Raw genomic sequence first — 25883 nt, forward strand, 5'->3', positions numbered from 1 at the left:
TTAGGGTTTACAACTTAAATACCCAATTCCCTCAAGTTTAACATTATCTCTGTCCAATAATGCCCTTAAATCGAATTTTCCTTTGCATTCTTTTAGGTCTCCAATACATTTCTTGCTTATTTTGTCAAAAAACAAACTCCTATCCCCCGGATAAAGCACCACAGCAAATTTAGCATTTAGAGCATCCCTATAAGTGTGCATCTTATAAATATCCTCAAGCTTTGCCCATGTCTGAAAATTGGGCGCTCTTTCCATTTCTCTGTCCTCTTCTGCAAACTCGTTAACGTCAACAACATCGAGCTTAAACTTAGCGTCGAAAACCCCAATGATATTTCTTCCTTTTAAAAGCAAAAAGTCTGGCCTTAATGAGACAGAATAACCACGCTTTTTCAGATTATAATAAAGCCTCCAACCGTTATCAAACTCTGCATAAACATGTCCTCTCTCAGATAGCTCCCCGGTTGGTTCAACAATTATTCTCAAGTTTTCTTGTCCAAGTATCTTCCCAAGTTCCTCCACAAGCTTGAAGAAGCACCAGTACTCGTAAAGCTTGGCAATGTCTTTGTTATCTATGGCTTTTTGCATTTCATCGAAAAACGGTGAGTAACTCCTGAACTCTCGCCAGAGCTGGAGTAAATCCCTGTATCCTTCACGTTTAAGAAGCACTTGAGAAGTGTATGGAAAGATGACCATCTCACCAACATCATCGAAAATATCACTTGTGGCATAGTATTCCAGTTCACCAAGAATAGAGGTTAGTTTGGAAGTTGCATTCTCCTTTTGCTCTTTTGTTAGATATGACGAAGTTAGAATTGCAGCAATAGCTTTCTCACCCCATGTTATCAACTCGTTGAGGAAGTGCTTGGCAAATCTATTCTCATGAGTGTCAAAGCTTTCATACTTAATTCTTTGAGCAACCTTAGTGGGAACATGATTGTTCAAGTATTCTGCAACTGCAATAGAAGAGGGCTCCGCTTTTATCAAGTATTCAGGATGGGTAATGATTGACATCACAGTGTCTTCATCAACTTCACTTACTTCCCAGAAGTTTAGCCATTCTTCCCTCTCAACAAGTTTTCTGTGAGGACGTCTTATGATTTCTTCATAGGCTGAGATTATCCTCTCCCTGTTATTCACAAGAAAGTGATATACAAAGAGTTCGCTCATAGGCTCTTCGGATTCTTCAACTCCAAAGGCTGTGGGAGCACTAACCGAGAATGGAAGAGAAATTGATTTTTCGCTTATGTATTTGAGTAACGCATTGTAGAGTTCCTCATGCTTCTGTATAAGCTCTTCTGTATTCTCTGGACTGACGTTGTAAATTTTCCCCACTTTCTCTGAGAGCACTTCAAAATTCTTGAATTCAAGGGAGATTGGTTTAGTACCCTCCAGAATCTCGATGTGAGTCTTTCCAATGTAGTTTTTGAACTGAAATGTTGCTATGTAGGTATTTTCGTTGATTTTCTCTGCCTCAATCTTTTCATCTCCAATTCTTACGCTGAATTCTTTTTCTCCTATAATCATATATTCTTGCCATTCAAAGAGATATAATGTCTCTGCATCTTTTATTATACTCTCCTTTTTCTTCTTGGCTTTTAGTTGATATTTTCCACCCTTATCTAATGATATTTCTGGAAGGAAATTTTTATTCCTGCTCTTTTCCATATCTATATATTGTCCCTCCCATAATTTACCTCTGTCATTTAAAATAACACAAATCTGAACTTATCTTTTTCGGTTATGAAATGATTTGTTAGAACTTTCTCCAAGTTATCAGACCAGGCGTTCCATAAATCTCCAGTGAAGTTAGCCGGTATCGGTAAGTTGAAGATTTTTGGCTCAGACATGTCTATGTTGTAGAGGGCATACCAGAGTCTTTGTTTTTTAACTTTCCCAAGTAGTATGTGCGGCTTTTCGTTAATCCAAACAATGCCCTTGATCCTCCATCTCCAGTTTCTTCTCTTCATAAACCAGGAGAACGTAAGTTCTTCATAGCTCCCAACTAAGTAGTAGCACTCCTTACTCACATAGTTGACTTTAATACGAGATTCTAAATTGTGAGTCACACTTATTTCCCAAGTTAGATGTTGTACATTCCCACACTTCCCTCTGATGTATTCCCCCAACTTCTTCAGATCCTCCTCAACTTCTCTTGGGTAGAAGCTCTGTAGCTTTAGAGCATTTTCATTTCCAACTATTTTTGCAATGTCTTGCAAGAGCGTTATACACTCCACTAAATCAATTGACAGCATGCACTCTTCTCCGTTTAGTATTGAGAGCAAGGCATCGGTTAGCGGCCACTCATCACGGTCAATCTGCTCAAGCAGTTTCTTAGCCTCCTCGGCAGTTAAATTTCCGCTAATTAAGTCAAGCGCAACCTTCAAAGCATAAATGTCCGTATTAGCATCACCAGTCATCTCAATTATTCTGTTAATGTCGTCATCATAAAGAGAAGCATCGCCGAAGTCGTGTTGTGTTGAATAATGAATACAGATTGCGTTCACCATGAAGTCAATTGCTTTCCTATTCATGCCCAATTCAGCATAAGTGAGTGCCAGGTTATATAGAGTAAGTGCCGTCTCACGTGGGGTCATTGCATATCTCAACGCCTTCTTAAGCACCATTAGAGCTTTCTCAGGGCGGTTAGTTTCATAATAATAGGTGCCTAATATGTTCAGTATTATTGAATAATCTTTTGGAATAACGCCGAGCTTCATGACCTTTTCTCCAAGCTCAACGGCCAGCTTTAAGTATTTTTCAGCCTTCTCAGGATTATTTTGCTGTGAAAGGTAAATCAAAGATACCGAGGTAGCGATATTAGAAGCCTTGATGTAATATTTTGTGACTAATTTTTTGTAAGTAGGGCTTTTAGAAGAGGTACCAAAATACTCATCCAAAAACGCCTCAACTTCATTTTTGCTACCCTTTTTAGATCTTTTCTCGTAGTATTCAGCAATGCTGACGAGTAGCTTTATGTAGCCATCAGCGTAAAGAAGCTTCTCTCTTTCCCAAGCTTCCTCATACGCTTTCTCAAGATCTTCCAGAGATTTTTCCGAAAATCCTTCTGCAAAGAATTCTTCAACTGTAATGCCCTCTGGCTTTACAAACTTCTTAACCAACTCACCCATCATCCTTCCTCCTCTTCTCCACCTCTTCGCAAACATCAGCAAGGAGCTCCACCAATGCTTTCCAAAAGGATCTTCCAAGTGCCAAAAGGAAAAGCAAGAGCACGACCCAAAGCAAAAAGCCAGCTATTATTTTGATTGGCTCCATGATCATTTCTGCCGCCCAAGAAGGCTGTCAATGAAGGTGTTGATTATTTCTCCAGCGTATTCCTTCGCCTCGATCTTCTCGAGCCACTCTTGCGGAATGGCGCCAATTCCATAATACGTTCCAGCCAAGCCGCCAGTAACGGCTCCCGTAGTGTCAGCATCCTCCCCGAGAGAGATTACCTCCTTTATCGCATTGACAAAGCTCTCGTTCCTCAGGAAAGCCCAGAAGCTTGCCTCAAGAGTATGCACGACATAACCACTGCCCCTAATCTCGCTCCTCTCAACCTTGTGAATCCTCCCGCTCAAGACCCTCTCGTAATGGGCGAGCTCCTTGGCAAATGATTCTCTTAAGTAGAACTTTTCCGCTGTCTCTATTGCTTTATGATACGCTTTAAGCTTGTCCATTCCGTCAAGAATGTTCCACACGATCAAGGAGTAAATGCCGCAGCCAATGAGCGCTCTGGGATGAGCGTGAGTAATCATGGAAACCTCGTGAATAAGCTTAAGCCTTTCCTCCAAAGAGTTGAGCTTGAAGTAAGCATAATACGCCGCTGGCGGGATTCTCATCAGCGAGCCGTTGCCGTTATCCCACTCTCCTCTACCGCCAGCCTCAAGGGGCGGAACTCCATTAGCAATGCGCTCTATTGCTCTTGAAGTTGTGTTGCCCTGGTCAAATGTATAACCCCTCGGCGTGAATTCGCCGTCATAATACCAGCGGAGGAAGTTCTCTGCAATCCTCTCAATGCTGTAGCCTTCCCTCAGTGCGTGGGCGGTTGCCAAAGTCAAAGAGGAGTCATCACTCCACAAGCCGTCAAGCATTGGGATTTCCTTGGGTTTTGGATAATTCAATTCCATCGCAAGCCTGCTGGTGAACTGGAAGGTTAAGCCAAAGGCATCTCCAACGAGGACTCCCCAGAGACCGCCTTCAAGCCTTGAGCGGAGCACATTCACCACCCTTTAAACTCGACATCATCAAAATCCCCGCTCTCTACTCTCTCCCCACTCGGCTCATGTACCCACTTCCAGAGAATCGCCCTGCCAAACTTTGTATCCACTTCAACTGGCTTGTAGCCGGCGTTTACCTCCATACGACTAATTCTCTCGAATGTTTCTTCATCAACCTCGTAGATTTCAACCTTCAGTCTCCCTTCACCCTTAACGGCGTAAGGAAGGACGTCAACGTAAAGGTCGTAACCTTCAATCCAGTCCTCGCCAAGGAATTTACTCTCCCTTAAATAGTCGTGCAACGGTTTGCCTTTCCTCAAGGTGCCGTAAACTGCTATCTTCATAATCACTCCTCTACAATCAGTTTGACTATTGCCTCCCTGTAATCGTTTATTACAGCCCCACTCTCGGTGATTTTCAGGAGTTTTAAGTCCACAAGCCGCTTGACTGTCTCGTTGAGCTCAACGTTCTCTCTATTCAAAACCGCTCTGAGGACTTCTATGGCTTCGCTGTCGAGCATTGGCTCGATTCTGTTTCCTACCTTGAGCAATAAGGCACCATCCCTGAAGATGTAGAGCTTCTTTTTTTCTATCTTTTCCCAGTTTTCGTCTGTGAGCCTTTTTGTTGCCACAAGGTAAGCATACTCATCCTCGGCTTTTACGTCTCCAATTGAAACTTCAAAATCTTCGTCAAGGAGCCTTGCGCGACCCTTATGTGGTGGATGACGCTTCAGCAGCCACATGCCTTTACCGGGATAATAACTGTAGGCAAAGAGGTACCTCCCATTGCTTATCAGAACATTCAGCGTGCCGTAATCACTGAGCTCGCTCAAAAGCTGGTAGAGTTTGGTAAAGAGTTCTCTTATTGTTCTTATCCCCTCCAGGTTTTCCATTATGTAGCAGAATGCTGCCTCTGAGTCTGTTGTTCCTAAAGGCTTGAAGCGCCTGGGCAGTTCTTCAACACCATCAAGCACTCCATTGTGGGCGAAAATCCACTCATCGTACTGACCGATGCTTTTAATCCTCCTAATGAAAGGGTGAGTGTTCAGGTAGTTGATTTCACTAGTAGCAAATCTTACGTGGCTTATGATGACTTGGCTCTTTATGTTAAGCTTTGGGAGTGTGAGGGCAATTCTGCTTTTGTAAGCTGGAATCGGTTGCTTTACCAGTGAAGCGGCCCTTTTTCCGTGGAGGGCTGTTAAATACCAGCCAACGCCCCAGCCGTGAGGATTAAGCTTGCCTTTCCTCACGAAGCCCCGCCACGTAAAGTTGACATCTACTTCTTTGTTTGCGTTAACTCCAAAGAGTTCACACATATCTATCCCTCACGGCACTACTTCGTAAATCCTAATTGCTATCTCTTTGTTTCCGAGTTTTAGGTCTCTCCGAAATCTGCAGATTACTGTAGGCTCTGGAAAGTCTTCTTTTTCAGTTATTCTCTTTAATTGCCTAACGAAGGTTACGGGCTTTCTAATCAAGTACTCTCGGGTAACTTTGAATCCGGTGTTTTCCTTTAAGCTGATGAATGGTTCGTATCCACGAGCAGGGTTGCTGAGATAGCTAACCATGTGTTCATCAGCAACGTAGACAAAGTACCTCTTGATATTGCCCTGCTCTTTTCTAAAGAGGGCAAGTTTGAGGATGTCGGCGAACACAGCTCCAGCATTGTCCGGTTTGGGCATGGCGTTATTACCAATCTTTTTTTGGAATTTCATCTCGAATGCTAAAGCTGGTCTGTTCTCTTTAGGAGCTACAAACGTGTCAAGCTTCGCGTATTTCTTATTGGGAACTTGTGGATGCGGGTATTCAAGGTAGACATCCGTTGGATCAACTCCTCCAACGGTCGTTAGCGAGTGAAACATCATGTACCTAACTGTGTCCTCGCTTTCTTGGTAAATTTCCTCAAGCTCAGAGCGTCCTTCAGCTATGGCTTTCAGCCTTTCCTCTATGAGTGTAGCAAACTTTTCGAAGACTCTGTACATTTTTTCGTCGAATTCGTCCGGAGGAAATCTCTTATTTTCTGGGAATATCCTATTTTTCTGGATTTTCTCAAACCATACTATTTCATCTCTAAGATCAACATGCCTAATCCTCCATCCCGCTTTTAACCATCCATGTACTGCTTGAGGATGCTTTTTGTCGTTAGCCCACCAAGCCTTGTATGTCCTTGCCGCTGGTGGGAGTTCTTTCCCAATGATGCGTTCAATGTCTCTAAACCTCAGAACTACAGTGTCTTTAGCGATTTTTGATAAATATTCTCCAAGTGGGGAATACTTAGAGATTCTGGCCGGCTTATGGTTTTTTCCATCAGAGATGTGTTTCTCTCTGTATTCTACCACAAACCCAAGTTTTTCCAAATATCTCGCTGCTTCGTGGCTTGTGAACTCTGAGGAAGGTAGAAGTTCCCCGTTAACGTATTTGTTGGCGAGCTCTACCACATACTTTACTGGATATCTGTTTCCGTTGTAAACCAAAAACCAGACCCTGAACCTCCTGTTCTTGGGAGTGCCATTTCTATCTATATCCTCTATGGCTTTCAACACGTGCTCCCTCAATATGTTCTCCGGGATGGGCATGTCAAACCCTCCAGCTTTCCCCATTCTTTAAAACAACAGCCTCTTCACCCCAATTTTCCCTGAACCATTCGAGCTTTTCTGTGTGAACTGGAATAACGTAGTCCGGATCAATTTCTTCAATTACTTCTCTCAACTCTTCCCTGGAAATGTGTCCAGAGGCGTGAAGTCCTTTCTCAAAAATTGGCATTCCATACTTATCTACCTCAAACCCGTGAACTTCAAAACCGAAATACTGTAGCCAGTTCCATAGGCGGAGAAAGCTAAAGACCTGTTCTTCTCCAAAAGCCTCACTGGAGGAGTAAATGTAAGTCCCGCCATCAGGCATTATGTCAAGCAGATGAGGCATATCGTAGAACGAGAAGCAGAGGATGTAGTTCTCTTGGTTCTCCCTAATCTCGAAGGGAGAAATGTACTGCTCGGCATAATTCCCATGGACAATTATGCTTTCCCATTTGTCCTGGGTAGCTTTGAAGTTACCATAAATCCTCAAGCCTTCGAGTCTGTTGATGCCATCAACCAGCTGGAGAGCATGTAGGAAGTAAGCGTCTTTAGCCGTAACCACGAGCTCTCTTCCAGTATTCTCTGCAATCTTTTTGAAGCTCTCGAGCCTCTCGAAATTCCTTGGAGAGAAATCGGCTATCACAAGCCCTTTGGCATCTTCAACAATCTTTAGAGCATTCTCATAAACTTCCTGCTCTGAAGTGTTTCCATGCTCATCTCTTCCAACTCTCGTCCCCTCGGTTATTAGGACGCTTGAGTTCTTGGCTGCCTTGATGAACTTCCTTGTCTCATCTCCTTTCCCACCGTGTAGCCTGAAGTCTCCAGTGTAAGCCAAGCTGATGTCACCTTCAATTATGTAGGCTGTGGCTCCATAAATTGAATGATCCACGTGGAAAGCCTTGACTTCAAAGCCCAAATCTTCTTCATCAAGGGTTTTCACCTCGTTGGGGATGATTTTCTTGGCTTTTGGTGACTCTTGTCCGGGCCTGTAGAAGAGGAATTCGTGGAGAGGCTGAACGTATTCGATGAGAACAATTTTCCTTGAAGGATAATCTGCTTTCCTGTCACTCTCTATGATGTAGCCTTCCGAGTCTTTTATTTTTCTGATCTTGTAGTAGGGGAGCTCAATCCCAAAGTGGTTGCCTCCCTTAGAAGTGTCGTTGATGGCTTTGAGGATTGCAATCGTTGTTGGAGAACCTACGATCGGAATATTTTCATCAAGCAGGGTTATGTTACCTACGTGGTCCAGATGGGCATGGCTTATAAGGACTGCGTTGACTTGGGGCTTTGAGCATTGGCTAATTTCTAAGGCAAGGTCTTTTGGGATTAAATCTTTTCGGTAAATGTTGAGTTTTGGGATTAGGTTGAGCTTCCACAAGTCGTAGATTCCTCTTGAGGTTCTTTCACCAAGGTATTCCTCGTAATAAAGTGAATATTTTGCGAAGTTCATTCCAAAGTCTAAGAGAAGCCCATTTCCGTTTTCCTCTATGTGGATCTTTGTTCCGCCAATAGTATCAGCACCATCGTAGATTGTTATCTTCATCACAAACCCTCCGTTCAGCAATAGATAGTGATTTTTCAACATTTGATTAGAATACTGTTATCGTTATTTCCAACATTCGTTATTTTCAAATAAACTCAAATCCAATGCTTATTATGGAAATTCCTCGGATCAATACACTTCTATGGCTACGTCAATTCCGGTTCGCTGTTTGATTTTCTTGAGAAATTGCACAGTGGAATTCCCATCACCTGGCATTATTACACCAAAGCCATTTCCTATTTCAATAACTCCGGCACTTCTAGGAATGATCCTCTCTAAACGATCAATCTTAGAAGGAATATGCAAGTTGCTAATGTCAATCCCCTTCTGCAGGAGAAATACAACTACAGCTGGCAATAAGGTGCTCCACTTGAGCCTTGGTGATCTTCCCCACCTTTTCCCACCAACAATCTCGAGCCTCCACCACGTTTCGCTGAGTTTCACATACACACTTAATGGACGCTTACCTTTCAAATCCACATAAAGAAGCTCATCGATTGTTGGAGCATTAAGTGTACTTACCGGTATCCCTTCCACCTCCAGAGTTTTTATCCTTGAAGACTCACGTATTGGTATTTTTTCTATTAGTCGTGTTGAGCCTGGGTTGCTTTCTTTTAGTTTAGAATCATCACTTTGAGGAATCTCTACAAGCCTTTCTTGGATATTGGCTACGTTTTTGATTTTTTCCTTGGATAACCATGATAATCTTTTGATGCTTTCTTCTAATGGAAGGCGTTTTAGGTCTATGACAATGAGGAGTCTATCTCTTAACTTCTTCTTTGGTTCAAATGCATTAATTACGACCCACTGGATGCCGTTGGTGAGTATTCCAAGCTGGACACCATCGCTGAAGCAGTATTTCCCAAGTTGGCTAAGTGCGTTGTGATCTGATATTATGTTCACGCCAAGGCTCTTGGCTTCAACATATGCTATGCACTCACCATTGATGTAGAGGGCATAGTCAACTCTGCCTCCTTCCTCAGTGCTTACCTCTGGAATCACGTCTTCAGGGTTGAAAATATCCCACTCAAGTGCACTTAAAATCGGGAGTACAAGATGTTGTTTCGTGGCTTCTTCATTGGAATGATAAAGGGTGGCCCAAGAATGTGCTATATCCAGGACCTTTTTAATTGTTATCCCCATTGGGGTCTTTTCGCACATGATGAATCACCCCTGAACACTAATTTCTTCAATGTTCGGGTAAATATTATTATCGAATGTAGCATTAAGCACACTGAATTCAAGAAGGTTAATTACTTGGTATCTGTTCTTGATGACATTTGCGGTAGAGTCTGGAAAAGCTGCAAAAAGAACTGTCCTGCCAAGCTCTTTTGCTTTTTCTGCAAGAGGCAAAAAGTCTCTGTCGCCTGAGACAATCACAATAGCATCAATTGCTGGCCTCTCATAGAGTATGCTTATTCCATCGACTATCATAGTTGCATCAGTCGTACTTTTTGGTCCGTTTTCTTTCATAGTAGAATCTGCTAAGACAACTTTAATGCCCATTTTTTCTAAGTTGTTGGCAATGTGGGGATTTTTGAGGAATATGAATGGGTTTGCATAAATTCTGGCTATTGTGACTTCATAATCCAGAGATTCAAGGTACTTGAAGAACTTCTTCCAATTTATGTCTTTGTCGAGATGTACTTTTCCACCAACGACATCCCTGAGGCACATCACAACATTTTCACCATCAATCAACACAGCCGCCTTCATCCTTACCACCTCTTCCGTAATATTATGCAAGCAGTTTTTGTAATATTAATCTTCTTCATTATGTAATATTGTTGTTATCATATTTAAATCTTCCGGTCTGATAATTTGGGTGATCATGAATATGATTTTAACTGACGTAGATGGTGTTACCCTTGAGGATATCAGGAGGTAGTGCTCTCACAACAGTACTGCCTTGCAAATCCTCTAGAAGTCTAAAACTGGAGAGCCCATCATTTTTGAGCTTTGCACTCCCACCAGCTGAAAGATTGGCTACCAGAAATTTTCATTTCACAACTTCACTTCTGCAAACAAAAATGGTACCTCTGAGAGTTTGTCTGAATGTCATTGAACTCCCACAATTAGGGCAGAATCTCATACTTTATCACCTCAAACACTAAATAGTCGATCTAATTCATGTTCTAAAAATAATTCCTCTAGTCAATTCACAACCTTTCTGATACTCAAAATTTCATCAGCCCCTTTATCAACTTTTAAAAAACGATTCCAATCCCTATACCAAACGTCTTCTTTTCGTTTTTTCCATTAAAAATCTAAACTTAATAAAAGCTAAGGCCGAGCCTACGATATTTCTTCTTTCTTGTCAAATATCAAAACATCCACCCATCCGTCCTCTAAAAACAACTTCTTCAACCATTCCTCAAACTTCTCCTTACTCATCACGCACTCAAACTTCTTGTCAATTCTAAAAAACACATGGCACTCGAACCCATCATCTTTTTCAACCATCCTCTTCTCAATCACTTCAAGCCCAAACCTTCTTATATCTCCATCAAACGTATCATCCTTCAACCACTCAAACTTATTACTTTCGCTATCGTCAACATAACAATACCAAACCGTCCCATCAACCCTTTTCCCTTCAATAACAACCGAATACGTTACGAAACCCTCAACACCCAACAACCTATCCTGAGCAACTATCACCTCCATCCTCAAGCCCCTCCTACAAGCTTTTAAATTAAGGAGATAAACAGAGCGTCCAAATCAGTTTTTAACCAATTAAAACCCTCTTCAAGTCCTTTCATTAAAGAATCATTTTTGAAAATTTCAACATACCCAAACAGAACTCTTGCTTTTGGGACATCCCATTCAATTTCTTTTGCTAACACTTTAAAGCCGTGTTCTTGAGCAATCTCATCGAATTCTTCACTTGCTAATTTCTCAACGCATTCCCAACAATCAGCTACAAGGTACTCAATCAACGCTTCAAATAATAGTTGTCCATTTTCACGGCCTTTTATTCCCCTAGCTGTGTAATACACTCTTGTTCTTTCGTTTTTCTCATTTACAAGATCCTTAATCCCAACAATTAACCTTGGCTCAGCAAAACTACCAATAGCCCCCACCATATCACCTCCTCCGTAATATTAGACTAGAAACTTCTGTAATATAAAATTTTTGCATTTTGTAATATTATCATATTTAAGTTTTTCGGTTTTTTCATAGTGCATGACCCCTTCAAGTACCAACTTAAAGAAACAAAAAGAAGAAAAGTTAAAGCAGTTCTTTGAGAATAAGTTCTTCTAAGATCTCTTTTACTTTCTTTCTATGGAACAGTTCCAGTATTCTGACGAGAGGCTTTGGAAATGTAGTTGTGAACACTTCAGAGGACCTTGAAAATGCTGAGAGCAGATCCTTACCTCCTTCCTGTTTTACAAGCAGGTACTCAAGGAATGCATCGACACCCTTAGCAACGCTGAGAACCTCTAACACTTCCTCATCAATTTCTCCCTTCTCAACTTTTGCCTTTGCCTCAGCTACTTTTTCTTCACTCAACCCTACAGCCTCATAGTATGCTTTTTTAGCAATGCTCCTTAATCTTTCAAGATTCTCCTTAACTTCATTTTTGCTGGGCTTTCTCTTGAGAGCTATTCCATCTATCTTGAGCTCTCTTTCTGAAAACTCCATCCTAAATAGGGGTAGGGGGTAGTCTTCAAAACAGTAGGGCAGAAATTCAGCATGCATGAATTCTTGACCCTCTTCCGGGTAAATAAACGGCTTGGTACCCTCCCTGAACAGTATCTCTATTTCCTTTTCAAAATTGTGGCAGAAGATACTCTTGTAATCATCAAGAGTTAAAGCTTCTCCTCGCTCAAGCTTTGCCTTTATCTTTTCAATAACATGAGGACACTTCACGAAGGCATCAAAGAGAATCTTCTTATGAAATTTCAGCACAACTTCCGGCGGAAATTCTTGAATTGCTCGTACTGGATACTCAAACACAACATAGTGGAAGTCGAGAGTATTCACTTCTGGACCTAACCTTAGGAATATTTCATCATTCTCCTTGAAAACACCCACATATGTGTAGAAAAATGCTTCGGGGGTCTCAAAATCACTGGCAACAGTTTTCTCAAAAAGCAAGTCCACAATTTCCTCTGGAATATTATCTCGCTTGACATAGGCTTTCACGAGACGCTTCAAAAAATAGTGGATATGCTTTAAGTCGGAAACACTTATCGGCTCCTCATGTTCATAAATTAGTATGTACTTTCTGCCCTCTTCATCCTCATTAAATGTCCTTCTCTCCTGCAGTTTCTCTAAACCTTCAAGAGACTCTTTAATTAGCAAGTATGCTCTTGGAGTGATTGTACCTGTTTCATTCAATTCTTCAATGAGGCTTTTAGCTGCATTGATCAAAAGTCTCCTGAGAATTGCTGACGGGGACGTCTCATGCTTGAGTGCCAAAGCATAAAGCTTCACCCATAAGGGGAACGAAATCCTGAGGGAGAGAAGCTTAGGTGTAAGGTTTTTCTCAAGCTCTTTGAGGTAGTCTTTTTTCGAGGACTCCATCAGCTCCTTTGCCTCGGCAAACTTTCCTTCCTTTACGAGCTCTGAAATTAGCTGCTGGACTTTGTCTTTCTCAATAAATCTTGGCCTTTTTGTCTCAAAGTCGTAGTATGGTACTTTGTCTGTTAAGGCTGCAATGTACTCCATCTCTTGTAAGTTTTTGTAATTTAACATATTAATATCCCTGTATTTCATAATCTTCACCCAATTGTAATTTAAGAGAAAAGTATTTAAAATTTGCTGGAAATGGTTTGTGGGTGGTATTGTGGTTGTAGTCAGGGTTCTTAAACCTTCTGAGATCAAGGCTTCATATTCAAACTGGGCTGAGATTCTTGATGAAACGGGTTGGTGGTTTAATAATGGTGAGATTGTTGTTGTCAAGCAGGAGAACAAGTTGGAGGAGCTGAAAACAATTTTGCATGAAGTTTTTGAGTTTTACCTCGAAAAATACTTTGGACTTTCTCATGAGGTTGCCCATCAATTGGCCCTTAATCTTGAGGAGTTTGCTGAGAAGTCTCTAAAGAAAGTGCAGTAATTTTGCATTACGGAGATTTTAGGTTGTTAAGTGGAGAGTAACTTTCATACAGTGGTCAGGAACTTACATGTTTCTGGTAGAAATTCCTGAAGCCCAGGATTTCAGGAAATTCTGATTTTAAGGAATCCTTGGGGGTGGTTGGTTGTATTTTGGGGTGGATGTTGGTAAGTGTCCAAGTTGTGGTTCCTCCAAGCTGATTTACGACTATGAGCGTGGGGAAATCTTCTGTGCAGTTTGCGGAAGCATTGTAACGCAGGATATTGTTGACCTCAGGCAGGAATGGCGTGCTTTTGATGCTTCTCAGAGGGAAAAGCGTTCAAGAACTGGCGCACCTGAGAGCATTCTGCTCCACGATAAAGGTTTATCCACAGACATCGGGAGCGACAGGAATATTACCGGCTTGATGAGAGAAAAGATGTACCGTTTGAGAAAGTGGCAGTCTCGCTTGAGAGTCAGTGATGCCGCCGAGCGTAATCTCGCCTTCGCTCTCAGCGAGCTTGACAGAATTGCCTCACAACTCAAGCTTCCAAGACACGTTGAAGAAGAGGCAGCTCGTCTTTACAGGGAGGCTATTAGGAAAGGTTTAATTAGGGGGCGTTCGATTGAGAGTGTCATCGCTGCCTGCGTTTATGCCGCTTGTAGGCTCTTAAAGATTCCGAGGACGCTTGATGAGATTGCTGACATTGCAAGAGTTGACAAGAAAGAAATTGCGAGAAGTTTTAGATTCATTGCCAGAAACCTCAACCTGACTCCAAAGAAGCTTTTTGTTAAGCCAACTGATTATGTGAATAAATTTGCTGACGAGCTTGGCTTAAGTGAAAAAGTAAGAAGAAGGGCAATTGAGCTTTTGGAAGAGGCTTATAATAGAGGATTAACGAGTGGCAAAAGTCCAGCTGGATTAGTTGCTGCCGCATTGTACATTGCTTCTCTGCTTGAAGGTGAGAAGAGAACCCAGAGGGAAGTTGCTGAAGTTGCAAGGGTTACTGAAGTAACCGTTAGAAACAGATACAAAGAATTAGTAGAAAAGCTTGGGTTGAGCATTGTTTAAGTGTTTCTTATTCCTTGTTATTTAGGTTCAGCAAGGTACTGGCTCTGAGATAAGGTAACAACATAAATATTTATCCTCTACACTCTTGGAAATTTGTATTGGGTCGTATGAGTGCATTCCTTTCTATTCATAGATTTTTTAGAAGCTCATATAAAATTGGGTCTTTGAAATAGTTACCTCATTATTGTCTTTTTCTCAAATTTCCAATTAGTATCACCCCAATCACTGAGATAATCCATGAAAAGGCATAGATAAGTGAATCAGGCTTCGTCACTCTGATTATAACAAAGTCACAGGTTTCTTTTACCTCATTTAGAACGCATACCTGCACACTATACTCCCCCTCTCTCCTGTCAGTTTTTATTTTAATTTCAATTTCTTGCGTTTCCCCGGGCTCGAGAGCAAAGTTTGATTGTGATACTTCATATGACCAGCCTTCGGGGACTTCAGCAACCAGAGATAGGTTTTCCAGTTTTGTATTCCCCGCATTTCGCACTTTCACTGGAATTGTTATTTTATCTTGAGTCTCATAATAGTAGGAATCCAGAATTATCTTAATCTTTGGATTCTCGAGAACGTGAAGTCTGAGAACTTTCTCTGTGATGTTCTCTGTAGTTAACACCCTAAATGTCAGGTTGTAAGTTCCAGAGTGCATATCTTTGGCTTTCAGCTTTAGATACAGGACAGAAATTTCATTAGGTCCCAGCTTGAGAATTGAGAGAGCTTTCTCTGAAGTTGGGCTTTTAAGCACCCACCACCTTATGTTCTCGGGTCCAGATAAATCAAACATTATCTCTCTTTCCTCGTAACCCAAATTTTTGAGAATAAACTTTACAGTAGTGTATTCCTCATTCAGCTCTACATCTAATGTTTCAAAGGACAATTCGACCTTCGAAGGTTCTTTTTCCAAGATGACATCGAGCTCTCTGTTCTCAGCGAGGCTAAGGCTCAAATTGATAGTTTTGTTTCTGTATCCTTTGGCAGCTAATGTCATTGTATAGGTCCCGGGATTTAGTTCAAACTCAACTCTTCCTTCTGAGTCTCCAATTTTTGTTAGATTCCCAAATTTCACGATTGGATATTTGATTGGGACTAAGTCCTCATTGAAGACTCGTATTTTTACACTTATATGTTGGGTTCTACACTCACCGAGAAAGCTGACATTGAATTGATATCTATTTCCGTTGATAAGCACCTTGATTTTTCCTTCATTTGGGCCAGTATATGGTTTTTCAGCAACTAAGTACACAACTTTTTTCTCGTTGGGTTTCAGAAACAGAACTCTGGTCTTTTGATTTTCACTATCATAAAAATCGACATTCCAGTTTTGTGGCTTCTCGAGTACTCTAAATATCGCAAAAGTTTCTTCTCCATAGTTTTCTACAATAATTGGAAACTCAGCCCTTTCATCGCATGAAACCCGAAGTTGTGAATAGGGGATTGTGATTGTTGTATTCTCTTTATGCTCTTTGTCGGGAAATTCTATTTTGATCTCTCCTACAAAGCTGTTTATTCTGAACCTAACCTTGTCAGTTCTTGCGTTAGCAGGGATATCAACTATTAAATACAGCCTGATATTTTTCTCTGGTCCAAGAAGTAGCTGTTTGAGTGAGTAAGCCCTTTCAGAAGTTTCAAAGTGAGCTTTCCAAGTATTGGGCACATCTACCAGGTCAAATGTTAAGGTTAGGTTGTCCATTGTGGGATTCTCTATTTCAATTGGTAATTTTAGTGTAGTTCTTGGAGTAGCTTCTACAACAAGTGGTTGGTATCTAACCCTGAATTTCTCAGCCCTTTGAACTTTCTGAACTTTTGTATCTGGACCATAGATAAGAACATGTAGCCTTTCATTTGCCCACTTGCCGATGATAAGAGTGAAATTTCCAAATTCAATTTGCTTCCCGAATATTGCCTTTCCAAACCACACTATTTGGGTTTTGTTTGTAACCATCAAGTATGGTTCTCCAGAAAGGCTGAGCTGAAGCTGTATTGTAAAATTACCCACTCCTATGGCGTCATAGGTGGTTAGGTGTCCATTAAAGATGGGCTCTCCTTGTAGGGCTTGTAAAGAAGGGAGAGCTGATAAAAATATTAAGAATATGAGGATACCTCTTTTCACTTAAGAGCCCCCTTGTACTTGTAAATCTTTACTTCAGCCCCAGGGTTCTCTTTGAGAATTTCATTCAAGTCTACATCCTTGATGTATCTCGGCACTTTATTTGTTAGAACAACATCAAAGGGGCTCAACTGAAGCTTTTGATTCATAACGTCCCTTAAAGGGAGTATTTTTGTGTAATAGGGCCCTCTCGTCTTCATCCAATAAACTTTGGGAACCCTGTTCTCTGTAACCTCAAAGTATCCCCTTGGTGTTGCAAGATAAAATCTCTCATAACCAGCTCCAATGATTTCCCCCTCCAAATCATAGCAAAAGCCTTCACAGTATGTGAGCTTTACAAAAACCCGATAAGCCTCACCCTCACGGCAGCCTTTTTCAAGATAAAGATTCCTTGCACCAACAAAAGTTGGCATGGCTGATCTGAAAACAGAACGCCAGCCGATGTAGTAGATGCCAACTGTCGAGACAGCCAAGAATGAGAATATAATGAAGACCACAAGCTCCTGCCTTGAGTTTGTCTTCACCGTGAGCCTCTGTGGAATAAAGTAAACTGGTCGTGAATTTGGCCAGAAGAGCATTACTCCTGTCTTGGTCATCCCATCTGCTATAAGATGACTTAGTGTTCCCATAGAAAAAGCCACAGCATACGTTAGTTCTCCTACTGGATATGCAATTGCCAATGATAAACACGTTCCTCCCAGCCAGAACCAGAGGCTGTGTGTGATCGTTCTGTGTCCATAACGTTTGTTAATCCATTTTGAAAGGGGTAGGAATAACATCCCTATACTGCTGGTTGGATTATCAATGTCAGGAACCAAAGCCCCAAATGCCACTATTGCGAGGATGCCTCTTGTTATTGGAAGATTGAAGATAGAAGCTGTTGCTCCATAAAAGAATATTGAAAAGACAATGTGGGTAAGCCCCATCATGATTTTGCACCACTTTTTGTTTGTGTGTTTTTATTCGCCCTCCGAATATACCCGAATTTTGCACATCAGTCGTTTCTCACGGGATACACCACCAAGCTCTTGAATGCAAAGTAAAGCATCATTGAGATAAAGCTGCCAAAGCTGTAGAGCTCCTTGTCTCCTGTGCCCCTTGAAATGTACTTGAAAGCGACAAGGCTGAAAGCTAAAATCACAAGTATTGGAAAAAGATTAATAGGCTTGTCCTGAATTGCTCCGTGTTCATTCTCCCTCAGCTCTTCACCTTTTTTCAGAGCTTCAAGCTGGCTCTTAATGCAGAGAGCATTTCTGTTGCAGTTCTTCAAAATCCGCTCTTTCATTTGTTTGCTCAATGAAAGTCCAAGCCTTGACGACTCCTCTTCGATAAATTTCTTTGCTTCTTCTTCAGTGAAGGGCTCCATTTCAATGGTCTTAAGTTCCCATACGAGCCTTTTCATCTCGGGCTTCTTGTAGAGCTTGTCCACATACTCGTCATTGGCAACGCAGAGAAGTTTTACTTTCTTAGTTCCCTCTATAAGAAGTCGAAACGCTGTCGCTGAAGTTGTGGTGATTGTGTGAAAATCATCGAGGATTATGACCATTGAGAATTCTCTCCTATTCAGTTCGTTGGCAATATATTGAGCCAGCTGTGGTATGCTCCCCCTCTTATAGCTCTTCCACTTTTCGTTGGCTTCTCCATCTTCAAGAACCATTTTCAGAATCTCAAGGAGAATTGCCTTTGGAGGCTTCGGCTGGGGGAAGTAAAGCCATATTTGAGATGCTCTGTCATTCTCTTGGAGCAGTTCATTGACAAGATAAGTTTTGCCGACTCCATGCTGACCCCTTAGCAGGATATGGTTCCCCTTATTGAGTTCCTTTAAAATCTCTTGTTTGAGTTCTTCCCTCATTTTGAACCCTCTTTAAGAGCTTATAAGAAAACGTACTCAATTTCACGGTAATATTCTGGCAGTGTTTCGTTAAATGGAAAAATTGATCCAGTTTGCGGCTCTATAATGTAAACGCTAAGCTGGTTTGTGCTGTTTATCTTAAAGATTATAATGTTAAAAACATGATTTTTAGAATACGCAACGCCCAGTGCCAGGAGAGAATAGTGGGTTTTGCTCTCCGAGTAGAGCCTCCATGCAAAGTCATCACAATCATTAAGCTCGGCTTTGTATTCAAGCTCAGGGATCTTGGTCCAGTTTATGAATATCTCAAGTTTGTCTATGTTTTCTATTGGCGGAGTTATGTACACAATGTCGCTCGTAATGATTTTTGCCTTGGGAAAAATTTCCTTTAGCTTTTCTTTGATATCAAGGTTTGTAAAAGCAGTACCGTTTTTGTAAATATCTTTTTCCTCAATAGGTAGCGTTTGATTCTTGTTATTGCTTATTTTTCTGAGGACTAAGTTAGTATTCTCATTTGTATGCTCGATTATTTGTTCAAGCTCCATGAGTTTAAACTCGGTTCTTTGAGCTGTAGTGTTGATTACGTGTTCAAGCTCTCTGAGGGTCTGATTGAATTTATGTAATTGGGCATGGAGAGATTGGATTTCTTTTTGTTGTTGCAGGATTATTTGATTAAGACTTTCTTGGCTTGATTTTAGTGTCTGCATCTGGGTGATGCTTTTGTTTATGTCCTTGTGTATATCGTCTAACTGCTGAAGAAGTGGCATAAGAATTGTTTCTTGGGTGGTGTCGTGGGGTGTGACTTGAGAAACAACAAGGAGAGTAGCAAATACGATGGCTCCTATTCCAATGTGCCATTTCATTTTATCCTCTCCTGGTTGTTTTCATACAAATTATGGTGGTAAAAACAATAAAAAATTTTCGATAGTCGATAGTAATCATGATTTTGACAATAGTAATAAATTTATAAATGAGCAAAAGAGAAAGTTCAAAGAGAAACTATAAACTTGATGATATCGCCGTCGGGAGTATAAAGATATCCTGCATGAGGTCTATTTCCATCAACTCTGATTTCCCCCAAATCCGTGGATACCATGAATGTCTTCTTACCTATCTTTTTGAGCCCTAAAATCCTTACTGGAGAATTCTGGAGATGCTCATAATATGCTTTAACAGCTATAATAGCAAAATCCCCAGTAGTGGAGGGTTCTTCATTTACTTTGACTCTATATGTTGGGTTAAACATCGGATTCTTTATCTGTTCAATTCCTCTGATATGGAACTCCTGGATTTTTTCTTCAGGAGATTGTTTTTGAAGTGGTGGCTTGTAGACCTTTGGTCTTCTGGATGTGGCTTTATAATGATAAAACAGCAGGACTCCAGACAGCAATAACTCTTTTTCATCTTGTACCAACTTAGATAGAGCATTGGCAAGTACATCTGGGTCTTCATTTCTGGATAAAGCATTTTTGATTAGTCTTTCTAACTCGTCAATCTTTTCAAATGGCGGAGAACCTCTGTAAAGGTACTTTATCAGGCTGTCCTTTATTTTTGAGTCTACTAATAGAATTTTCTCCGTTTTCATGTTAGCACCTATTTTTAGTATTTTACCATTAATAGTTTTAAGCTTTTTGATTAGAGTGATAATTAATTTTTGGTTATTCTTTTTAACCAAATTACCAGTAGAAAACTACCTACAAGGATTATCCCAATTAAATTGATATCTCGTGAAACTCCCTTTTCGGTGTTCTCCGAAATGTAGATCTCTCCAGAAATAGCAACTGTCTTAGTTCTAATTAAACTTGGTACAAATATCCTTGCTACTTGCAACCAGGAGGAATCAGATTTGATTTCTTTGAGTGTGATTCTATTTTCATTTTGGATTTTACTAACTGTGATCTTCTTACTGGAAGAGTCAAAGCCAATGTAAAACGTCTGCGTTGACGACAGATTTGGGTTTAGTGTTACTCTATGTTCTCTTCCTCCTTCACCTTTAAGGTATACAGTCACAGGAGTAGAGGCATCAATCCTAAGGAGCAACTGTTTAAATGTCACTGGCTCAGGGAGCAGCAGATATCCGTTGGGTATTTCTTTGATTACAAAGTCGGTTTCTCGGCTTTGAGTATAGATGTAGAATTTTATATCTTCGATTTTGGTTTTGGAGCCCTCTGGTAGAAATGCGCTTATAACAATGTTACCCTCCAAAAACTTCTCTTTCCTCCAGTTCTCTACATAAAGGGCAGTGTGGTACAAGGAAGAGTTCATTAGGTATGTTGAGGCTATGTATTCTCCATTGCCAAGTGGATAAATATCAAAACTCATTCCGACTCCGAATTTGTCTGAACTACCTTGTTTCTTGATTAAAAACAGATTAAAGTCTTGTGCTAAGTTTTCTCCTAAATTCGAGAATCGAAGTGTTATCCCTATAATTTGGGCTTCTTCCGATAAAGTGAAGTTGCGTCTTATTGAAACGATGTTATTGTCTCCACTGATTGTTTCGTTTATGGGGATGGTATAGACATCAATAAAATTCTGCGGACGGATTATTGCTTTGTATCTCCAGCCATACTGGTAATATGCTCCACTGCTATTTAACGGCAGTATCAAAAAGAGCAAAAACAAACTGATGAGAACATTTCTTTTCATTGGAAATCACCGTATTGAATAGAAATAACTGATAAGCTCTTTTGCGAAATCTTCTGAATAAACTAAGACGCTAACTTCGTGGTTGTAGTAGAGAGCACTTTCGGTCCAGTTGTGGCTACCTATCAGCACGACTTTTCCATCAATTATCAAGATTTTTGCATGTGTTGTTTTTGAAGGAGAGTCAAAGCGGACGTCAATTCCATATTTGGCCAAGTATTCTTTTGTAGCTTCGTTTACATTTGGATAGTTGTCTAAAATTACATGGACGTCAACACCTCTTTGCTTGGCTTTTATGAGGGCATTTATCAGGTCATTGGCCCAGTCAAACGAATCCCCAGCATCATATTTGGCAACATACATTATAAGGTAGATGCTTTCATTGGCTTGATTAATAAGAATAAGGGCTTTATGGTAATACTCTTGGTCTATTAGGAGATAAGTTTTAGTTGATTCTTGATTTTGAAGCTGTGATAGTTGAGATTTGCATGAAAGATAGCTCCGGTTTAGCTTAGTTAAGTTTGCAGAACAGCTTTTGTAGAGTTTTTCATAATATGTCTTCTCTTTGAAGAACTTAACAGTCATATTTACAGATTTTTGAAGGCTTTGGTTCATTATCTGGAGCTGGACTGTCAAATTTCTAATCTTTAATTCGAGTTCTTTATTGAGCTTGGTGAGATTATCATAGGCTTCTTTTGTGAGATTGTATTTTCTCTCCAGCTCGAGATATTTGGATTTCCAGTATTGGAGTTCTTTTGAATAATTGTCGTTATGAGTTTGAGTTATTGTTTGTTGTGTTTCTCGGGGACTCACTGTAGGAGTTGAGACAGAACTTGTAAAGGAAATAGTTTTGGTGTCTATACACCCCGAGCTTAAGAGTAGCAGTAGGAGTGGTATGACAATAACAAGACTTTTTTTCAACATTGACACCATAGATAAATTACAAATTTGAATTAAATATCTTGTTGTTCTAAGTTTCCCACTTACCAGAGTTTTAGTGGTAGGTAAAGTTTATTAAGATGATTAAGCATAAAATAATTAATATTTGCTTGTGCTATTTTATAAAATCCAAGGGGGAGACAAGTGGTTAGTCTATCCCTTATTGTTGGAGGAGTTATGTTTGTTGTGGGGCTTATAATGCCCATTATTTGTTGTTCAACCAAGGAAGGAGTAAACAGATATTTCTGGGTAGGAATTTTAACAGGCTTTGGAATTTTATTTATAATGTTCAAGTATGACCTTTGGCTTGAGCACTTGTCTAAAGTTATAGTGGGGTTTATAGGATGGTTTTTCGGCGCATCCTATGGGACTGAGATTGCAAAAAACAGAATTAATTCAAAAATGAGAGAAGAGTTGCTCAAGAGTTCTAGTTCGGGAAGTAGTTCTATATACTTAACTACCCATTTGCAATCTAAACCAAAAACATCGAAAACACAGGCTAGTAGCGATGGATATACGTATGTTGGAACTACGTCTATTGGAATGAGCAAATATGCTGTTTATCAAAATAGTCAGGGTAAAAAGAAATATATCCGAGTGGGTTTGGACTATACGAAAATGGCTGCTGCTTCAAGATTTATTAGGCGAAATATGCGCAGAAGATGATATATTTTTTCAATTGTAGTTTTTGTTGTTTTTATCAGATTGTTTTTTATTTAGTAAAGAGAATAAGTCTTAGTTTCTTATGAAATCCTTGATAATAACTCTATGAACCTTTTCCTGAATAATCATTTTCATTCTTTGCACCTGAGTATAACATCAGCAATTCTTTTTGCAGTTGGAGTTATCAATGAAGACAATACATCCTTAATCCATTCTTCTGTGTTATACCCCTGCTTGCTGTATTCTATTGCTTGCAATAACATATCTAACTTGTCTGCATCATGGGTTATTATGGCTTCTTTACTTTTCTTCTCTTGGTACTCATTAAATGTATCAAAAAATATTCTCTTTATAGATGTGGGTAAATTATCTATTAAATCCTTCATAATCTCTTTCTCCAATTCCTCCTTGTTTTTGATGTATTTTTTAGCTCGGGCAGGTAAGTCTAATAATCTAACTTCTGCCAAATCATGTAATAAACACATTAGCACAACTTTATTCATGTCGACATTTTCTAGATTAGCTAAAATTACTCCAATAATTGAAGTTCTAAACGTGTGATCTGCTACTGATTCAGGTAATTGGATACCAGCAAATAACCAACCTGAACGAGGAATATTCTTAAGATTTCCTATTTCTAAAAGAAATTTAGCTAAATGCGTGTAATCAATAGACTTGTCCATTTTTAGACCTCCATTTTTCTATTTCTCTTTTGATATCTTCAATCTTAGATAATGTTTCTGGCTCTAGTTCATCTTTTAAGGAGATTAAAAAATTGATGAATTTTACTAGTTGGTTATATGTCAGTTCATCATCCATATATTCTAACAAGTTTTTTTGAATGGCATACAAAGCTTCTAATAAATATCCCTTGGATATAACTAATCTTCTCCGTTCTTCATTTTGAAGAATGCATTGACGAAAAGTTATAAGATCTAAAGGCCATCCAGCTTTGTGGTTAATAGATAAGAAGTGGCGTATTATATTACGGACAGTGTTTTCACAGTCTTTTTTCCCCAGATCAATATACGATCTAACTTGATCCCCATAGTACATTAGATAATATCCGCAATTAACCTCACGTTCTTCCCAATCTTTCTCAAGAAGTCTTAAATACTCCTTGAGAATGTCTTTCCTATTAGCATGTCTAAATAATCCAACTCTTATTCCTCTAGTGATAAATTTGTTTGTTTCAGTTCTTAATTTTCCTATAAGGAAATTCTCTATATCCTCCTTTATGTCTTCTGACAAATATGGAATCAAAATGGCTAGGTAATGAGCTGTCTGTTGTTTTCCCATAATTATCTCGCTTATCTCTCTCTTTGTCTTTGGATTATTATTTATGCTTTCTAAATCGATTTTATTGTAAATTGTTTTCAGAGAAAGAGCAACTTTCTCTATGGCATTTTTTTGAAGAGATTTTAACATATATTTAAGGAATCGCTCAATATCTGAAGAAATATGTATTTTTAAAATTTCTGTACCCTCTTTAATTTTTTCGTATTCTAGGACCTTCACAATATATTTTGCGGTATAATAATCTTGAAAGGACGTATGAATAAAAGAATATTCATGTTCCCCTTGGCTTCGTATAAGAGAATGATTACAGATGTTGTACTTGACATCCTTTAAAGAAACATCTACTCCAAATCTATTTGTTATTTCTTTTAGTTCATCTATAGTGAAGTACGTTCTATTCTGTTTAAATAAAAAACCTGCTAAGTCTGTTAAAATTTTTTGCTTTGTGTCTATATCCAGTTTTGCGTGTTTTTGTTTTTTGTTTGTTTCATATGCTATTATATTAGTAACATAGTGGAAATACAATTGATAAATATTCCAATGTTTTAGTCTTTGAGGTTCGGATAAATAAAGATGGATAGTCATGGATAGGAGAAGAGGATATTTAGCAAGTTCAAGAATTGCCTTGTCATTTTTGAGCATATCCATAAAATCGCTAATAATTCCAGCAGGTTCATTAATTTTTTTATCCATCGTATTTTTTTCTGGAAGATTGTACAAATATTTGATATAGTTACTGACAAAAGTCTCTATTTTCTCGTAATCCATAGGCAGAATCTCGATTTTTTCGGTGATTTGATCCAATTCTGAATTTTTTACATACAACTGATACTCATTTTTTCTACACGAAATTAATAACGGACAATGTCCAAGTGCTTCGATATCTTTGTTCAGTGATGTTAAAAGTGAAGGAGGAGCTTCATCTAATCCGTCTAGTATGAAAATGATTTTTCCCTTGTTGATTCTATTCTCAAATTCCTTATATGAAAGTGGAAATTTGGGGATCTCCTCTTCAGTTAGGTATTTCCATAGAAGAGTTTTAAAAGATTTTCCATTATTGTGCTTTTCAAAAAATGAAGATATTTTCCTAATTTCAATAAATAAAGGTATAAATTCTCTGTTTTTCTTGTATTGATCTTTAACTTTACTAAATATTTTTTTTAATAAAATACTTTTTCCTTGTCCTGGATTACTCAAAACTAAATAACTTTTATTTTTCATTGTCATTCCATCTATTATTACCAAAACTAAGGAATCATGTCTAATCTCTTTTTTGTTAAGAAACTTCCAAGGTAAATCAACAAATACTTCATCCTTTAGAATATCCCCCACTGTTAACCCTAAGATACCGGGTACCTGTGTTTTTGTGAGATTATTGAGCATTAAATTTAGATAAGAACTCAACTTATGTTTTTTCATAGAAAGCCGGATTACGTAGATACAAAATAAAAATAATATTGATATCAAAAGGATGTACATAAATAAATTAAACATATAGCGCGATAGTTTTATTTTTAGTATATAAATAGATGAAACAGTTAGTATAAATGTTAATATCTGAGATATATCAGAGAGAGTTGATAATAATTCTTTACGTCTAGACATTTTTATACCTCCCTAATGTGATATTCTAAATCCTAAACTAAAATTATGATTATAATTACAAACTATTAAACATAAAAATTTTGGTACAATAATATCATACTTATGATCGATCTAAGACTACATTTAATTCCAGATAATTATGAAATCCTGTCAAAACCGGTCCCTAATGCAAATATTTCTTTACCCCTTCCAATTTTAGCAAAACATAAACTAAAGCAAAATATTTATAGCAAAGAAAACTAAAGCAAAAGAAGGCTAAGTAATCAATATTTACCCGGCAATGAAGGTCTCTAAATCCTATACAAAATGTTTATATTTAAAAAG

The 25883-nt window shown here is 39.1% G+C and carries 25 protein-coding genes; 3 read left to right on the forward strand and 22 right to left on the reverse strand.

The window, feature by feature from the left end; genetic code table 11:
* The 13 genes from TERMP_RS11035 to TERMP_RS11090 all read right to left on the reverse strand — a co-directional run bounded on the left by TERMP_RS11035 (position 1) and on the right by TERMP_RS11090 (position 13057).
* Positions 1 to 1665, reverse strand: coding sequence for a DUF2357 domain-containing protein (locus TERMP_RS11035; protein WP_013747428.1), 1665 nt, complete (start codon positions 1663 to 1665; stop codon positions 1 to 3).
* Positions 1666 to 1703: 38 nt separating this feature from the next.
* Positions 1704 to 3131, reverse strand: coding sequence for a tetratricopeptide repeat protein (locus TERMP_RS11040; protein ID WP_048160004.1), 1428 nt, complete (start codon positions 3129 to 3131; stop codon positions 1704 to 1706).
* Positions 3121 to 3279, reverse strand: coding sequence for a hypothetical protein (locus tag TERMP_RS11625; protein WP_013747430.1), 159 nt, complete (start codon positions 3277 to 3279; stop codon positions 3121 to 3123). Before TERMP_RS11625 ends, TERMP_RS11040 begins: the two co-directional genes overlap by 11 nt.
* Positions 3276 to 4217: an ADP-ribosylglycohydrolase family protein gene (locus TERMP_RS11045; RefSeq protein ID WP_013747431.1), complete on the reverse strand. Its 942-nt coding sequence runs from the start codon at positions 4215 to 4217 to the stop codon at positions 3276 to 3278. The genes TERMP_RS11625 and TERMP_RS11045 overlap by 4 nt, the downstream gene beginning before the upstream one ends.
* A 2-nt stretch (positions 4218 to 4219) precedes the next feature.
* Positions 4220 to 4561 carry a gamma-glutamylcyclotransferase family protein gene (locus tag TERMP_RS11050; RefSeq protein WP_013747432.1) on the reverse strand — a complete coding sequence of 114 codons (342 nt, stop codon included), beginning with the start codon at positions 4559 to 4561 and terminating at the stop codon, positions 4220 to 4222.
* Positions 4562 to 4563: 2 nt separating this feature from the next.
* Positions 4564 to 5532 (reverse strand): class II glutamine amidotransferase, encoded by a 969-nt coding sequence (locus tag TERMP_RS11055; protein ID WP_048160005.1) that lies wholly within the window; start codon positions 5530 to 5532, stop codon positions 4564 to 4566.
* Positions 5533 to 5541: 9 nt separating this feature from the next.
* A complete protein-coding gene (locus TERMP_RS11060; RefSeq protein WP_048160006.1) occupies positions 5542 to 6792 on the reverse strand; it encodes a DUF7662 domain-containing protein in 1251 nt (416 codons plus the stop codon).
* Position 6793: 1 nt separating this feature from the next.
* Positions 6794 to 8335 carry an MBL fold metallo-hydrolase RNA specificity domain-containing protein gene (locus TERMP_RS11065; protein ID WP_013747435.1) on the reverse strand — a complete coding sequence of 514 codons (1542 nt, stop codon included), beginning with the start codon at positions 8333 to 8335 and terminating at the stop codon, positions 6794 to 6796.
* A gap of 129 nt (positions 8336 to 8464) precedes the next feature.
* On the reverse strand, positions 8465 to 9496 hold the full coding sequence (locus tag TERMP_RS11070) for a type I restriction endonuclease (protein WP_013747436.1): 1032 nt from the start codon (positions 9494 to 9496) through the stop codon (positions 8465 to 8467).
* Between the two features lie 6 nt (positions 9497 to 9502).
* Positions 9503 to 10051: an NYN domain-containing protein gene (locus tag TERMP_RS11075; RefSeq protein WP_013747437.1), complete on the reverse strand. Its 549-nt coding sequence runs from the start codon at positions 10049 to 10051 to the stop codon at positions 9503 to 9505.
* A gap of 579 nt (positions 10052 to 10630) precedes the next feature.
* A complete protein-coding gene (locus TERMP_RS11080) occupies positions 10631 to 11002 on the reverse strand; it encodes a hypothetical protein (protein WP_013747438.1) in 372 nt (123 codons plus the stop codon).
* A gap of 23 nt (positions 11003 to 11025) precedes the next feature.
* Complete coding sequence (locus TERMP_RS11085; RefSeq protein ID WP_013747439.1) at positions 11026 to 11418, reverse strand: hypothetical protein; 393 nt, start codon at positions 11416 to 11418, stop codon at positions 11026 to 11028.
* 148 nt (positions 11419 to 11566) lie between these two features.
* Positions 11567 to 13057, reverse strand: a complete 1491-nt coding sequence (locus tag TERMP_RS11090) for a hypothetical protein (RefSeq protein ID WP_013747440.1) — start codon at positions 13055 to 13057, stop codon at positions 11567 to 11569.
* Between the two features lie 70 nt (positions 13058 to 13127).
* Between TERMP_RS11090 and TERMP_RS11095 the strand changes: the two genes are divergently transcribed.
* Together TERMP_RS11095 and TERMP_RS11100 are read left to right on the forward strand one after the other, a co-directional pair.
* A complete protein-coding gene (locus TERMP_RS11095) occupies positions 13128 to 13397 on the forward strand; it encodes a hypothetical protein (protein WP_013747441.1) in 270 nt (89 codons plus the stop codon).
* Between the two features lie 154 nt (positions 13398 to 13551).
* Complete coding sequence (locus TERMP_RS11100) at positions 13552 to 14445, forward strand: transcription initiation factor IIB (protein WP_048160012.1); 894 nt, start codon at positions 13552 to 13554, stop codon at positions 14443 to 14445.
* 181 nt (positions 14446 to 14626) lie between these two features.
* Here TERMP_RS11100 and TERMP_RS11105 read toward each other — a convergent pair whose 3' ends face one another.
* From TERMP_RS11105 to TERMP_RS11355, 7 genes are all read right to left on the reverse strand, one after another.
* Complete coding sequence (locus TERMP_RS11105; RefSeq protein WP_013747443.1) at positions 14627 to 16561, reverse strand: COG1470 family protein; 1935 nt, start codon at positions 16559 to 16561, stop codon at positions 14627 to 14629.
* Entirely contained in the window at positions 16558 to 17487 is a 930-nt protein-coding gene (locus tag TERMP_RS11350; RefSeq protein WP_013747444.1) for a metal-dependent hydrolase, read from the reverse strand. Before TERMP_RS11350 ends, TERMP_RS11105 begins: the two co-directional genes overlap by 4 nt.
* A 65-nt stretch (positions 17488 to 17552) precedes the next feature.
* Complete coding sequence (locus TERMP_RS11115; RefSeq protein ID WP_013747445.1) at positions 17553 to 18410, reverse strand: ATP-binding protein; 858 nt, start codon at positions 18408 to 18410, stop codon at positions 17553 to 17555.
* 20 nt (positions 18411 to 18430) lie between these two features.
* Entirely contained in the window at positions 18431 to 19273 is an 843-nt protein-coding gene (locus tag TERMP_RS11120; protein WP_013747446.1) for a hypothetical protein, read from the reverse strand.
* A 125-nt stretch (positions 19274 to 19398) separates the two neighbouring features.
* Positions 19399 to 19995 carry a hypothetical protein gene (locus TERMP_RS11125; RefSeq protein WP_013747447.1) on the reverse strand — a complete coding sequence of 199 codons (597 nt, stop codon included), beginning with the start codon at positions 19993 to 19995 and terminating at the stop codon, positions 19399 to 19401.
* Positions 19996 to 20057: 62 nt separating this feature from the next.
* Positions 20058 to 21056: a hypothetical protein gene (locus TERMP_RS11130; protein ID WP_013747448.1), complete on the reverse strand. Its 999-nt coding sequence runs from the start codon at positions 21054 to 21056 to the stop codon at positions 20058 to 20060.
* Positions 21057 to 21062: 6 nt separating this feature from the next.
* Entirely contained in the window at positions 21063 to 21977 is a 915-nt protein-coding gene (locus tag TERMP_RS11355; protein WP_013747449.1) for a phospholipase D-like domain-containing protein, read from the reverse strand.
* A 159-nt stretch (positions 21978 to 22136) separates the two neighbouring features.
* On the opposite strand from TERMP_RS11355, the gene TERMP_RS11140 reads away from it, so the two are divergent.
* Positions 22137 to 22658: a hypothetical protein gene (locus TERMP_RS11140; protein WP_048160007.1), complete on the forward strand. Its 522-nt coding sequence runs from the start codon at positions 22137 to 22139 to the stop codon at positions 22656 to 22658.
* Positions 22659 to 22786: 128 nt separating this feature from the next.
* Here TERMP_RS11140 and TERMP_RS11145 read toward each other — a convergent pair whose 3' ends face one another.
* Positions 22787 to 23338, reverse strand: a complete 552-nt coding sequence (locus TERMP_RS11145; RefSeq protein WP_048160008.1) for an HD domain-containing protein — start codon at positions 23336 to 23338, stop codon at positions 22787 to 22789.
* A complete protein-coding gene (locus TERMP_RS11150; protein WP_158304574.1) occupies positions 23322 to 25373 on the reverse strand; it encodes an NACHT domain-containing protein in 2052 nt (683 codons plus the stop codon). Before TERMP_RS11150 ends, TERMP_RS11145 begins: the two co-directional genes overlap by 17 nt.
* Between the last annotated feature and the right edge of the window lie 510 nt (positions 25374 to 25883).

Source organism: Thermococcus barophilus MP, assembly GCF_000151105.2.
Classification (GTDB): Archaea; Methanobacteriota_B; Thermococci; order Thermococcales; family Thermococcaceae; genus Thermococcus_B; species Thermococcus_B barophilus.

What these genes read in the sequence shown, in the direction of transcription:
- TERMP_RS11035 (WP_013747428.1), bottom strand. Translation starts at nt 1,665, where the DNA reads ATGGAAAAGAGCAGGAATAAAAATTTCCTTCCAGAAATATCATTAGAT.
- TERMP_RS11040 (WP_048160004.1), bottom strand. Translation starts at nt 3,131, where the DNA reads ATGATGGGTGAGTTGGTTAAGAAGTTTGTAAAGCCAGAGGGCATTACA.
- TERMP_RS11625 (WP_013747430.1), bottom strand. Translation starts at nt 3,279, where the DNA reads ATGATCATGGAGCCAATCAAAATAATAGCTGGCTTTTTGCTTTGGGTC.
- TERMP_RS11050 (WP_013747432.1), bottom strand. Translation starts at nt 4,561, where the DNA reads ATGAAGATAGCAGTTTACGGCACCTTGAGGAAAGGCAAACCGTTGCAC.
- TERMP_RS11055 (WP_048160005.1), bottom strand. Translation starts at nt 5,532, where the DNA reads ATGTGTGAACTCTTTGGAGTTAACGCAAACAAAGAAGTAGATGTCAAC.
- TERMP_RS11060 (WP_048160006.1), bottom strand. Translation starts at nt 6,792, where the DNA reads ATGCCCATCCCGGAGAACATATTGAGGGAGCACGTGTTGAAAGCCATA.
- TERMP_RS11065 (WP_013747435.1), bottom strand. Translation starts at nt 8,335, where the DNA reads ATGAAGATAACAATCTACGATGGTGCTGATACTATTGGCGGAACAAAG.
- TERMP_RS11070 (WP_013747436.1), bottom strand. Translation starts at nt 9,496, where the DNA reads ATGTGCGAAAAGACCCCAATGGGGATAACAATTAAAAAGGTCCTGGAT.
- TERMP_RS11075 (WP_013747437.1), bottom strand. Translation starts at nt 10,051, where the DNA reads ATGAAGGCGGCTGTGTTGATTGATGGTGAAAATGTTGTGATGTGCCTC.
- TERMP_RS11080 (WP_013747438.1), bottom strand. Translation starts at nt 11,002, where the DNA reads ATGGAGGTGATAGTTGCTCAGGATAGGTTGTTGGGTGTTGAGGGTTTC.
- TERMP_RS11090 (WP_013747440.1), bottom strand. Translation starts at nt 13,057, where the DNA reads ATGAAATACAGGGATATTAATATGTTAAATTACAAAAACTTACAAGAG.
- TERMP_RS11350 (WP_013747444.1), bottom strand. Translation starts at nt 17,487, where the DNA reads ATGATGGGGCTTACCCACATTGTCTTTTCAATATTCTTTTATGGAGCA.
- TERMP_RS11115 (WP_013747445.1), bottom strand. Translation starts at nt 18,410, where the DNA reads ATGAGGGAAGAACTCAAACAAGAGATTTTAAAGGAACTCAATAAGGGG.
- TERMP_RS11120 (WP_013747446.1), bottom strand. Translation starts at nt 19,273, where the DNA reads ATGAAATGGCACATTGGAATAGGAGCCATCGTATTTGCTACTCTCCTT.
- TERMP_RS11125 (WP_013747447.1), bottom strand. Translation starts at nt 19,995, where the DNA reads ATGAAAACGGAGAAAATTCTATTAGTAGACTCAAAAATAAAGGACAGC.
- TERMP_RS11130 (WP_013747448.1), bottom strand. Translation starts at nt 21,056, where the DNA reads ATGAAAAGAAATGTTCTCATCAGTTTGTTTTTGCTCTTTTTGATACTG.
- TERMP_RS11355 (WP_013747449.1), bottom strand. Translation starts at nt 21,977, where the DNA reads ATGTTGAAAAAAAGTCTTGTTATTGTCATACCACTCCTACTGCTACTC.
- TERMP_RS11145 (WP_048160008.1), bottom strand. Translation starts at nt 23,338, where the DNA reads ATGGACAAGTCTATTGATTACACGCATTTAGCTAAATTTCTTTTAGAA.
- TERMP_RS11150 (WP_158304574.1), bottom strand. Translation starts at nt 25,373, where the DNA reads ATGAAAAAACATAAGTTGAGTTCTTATCTAAATTTAATGCTCAATAAT.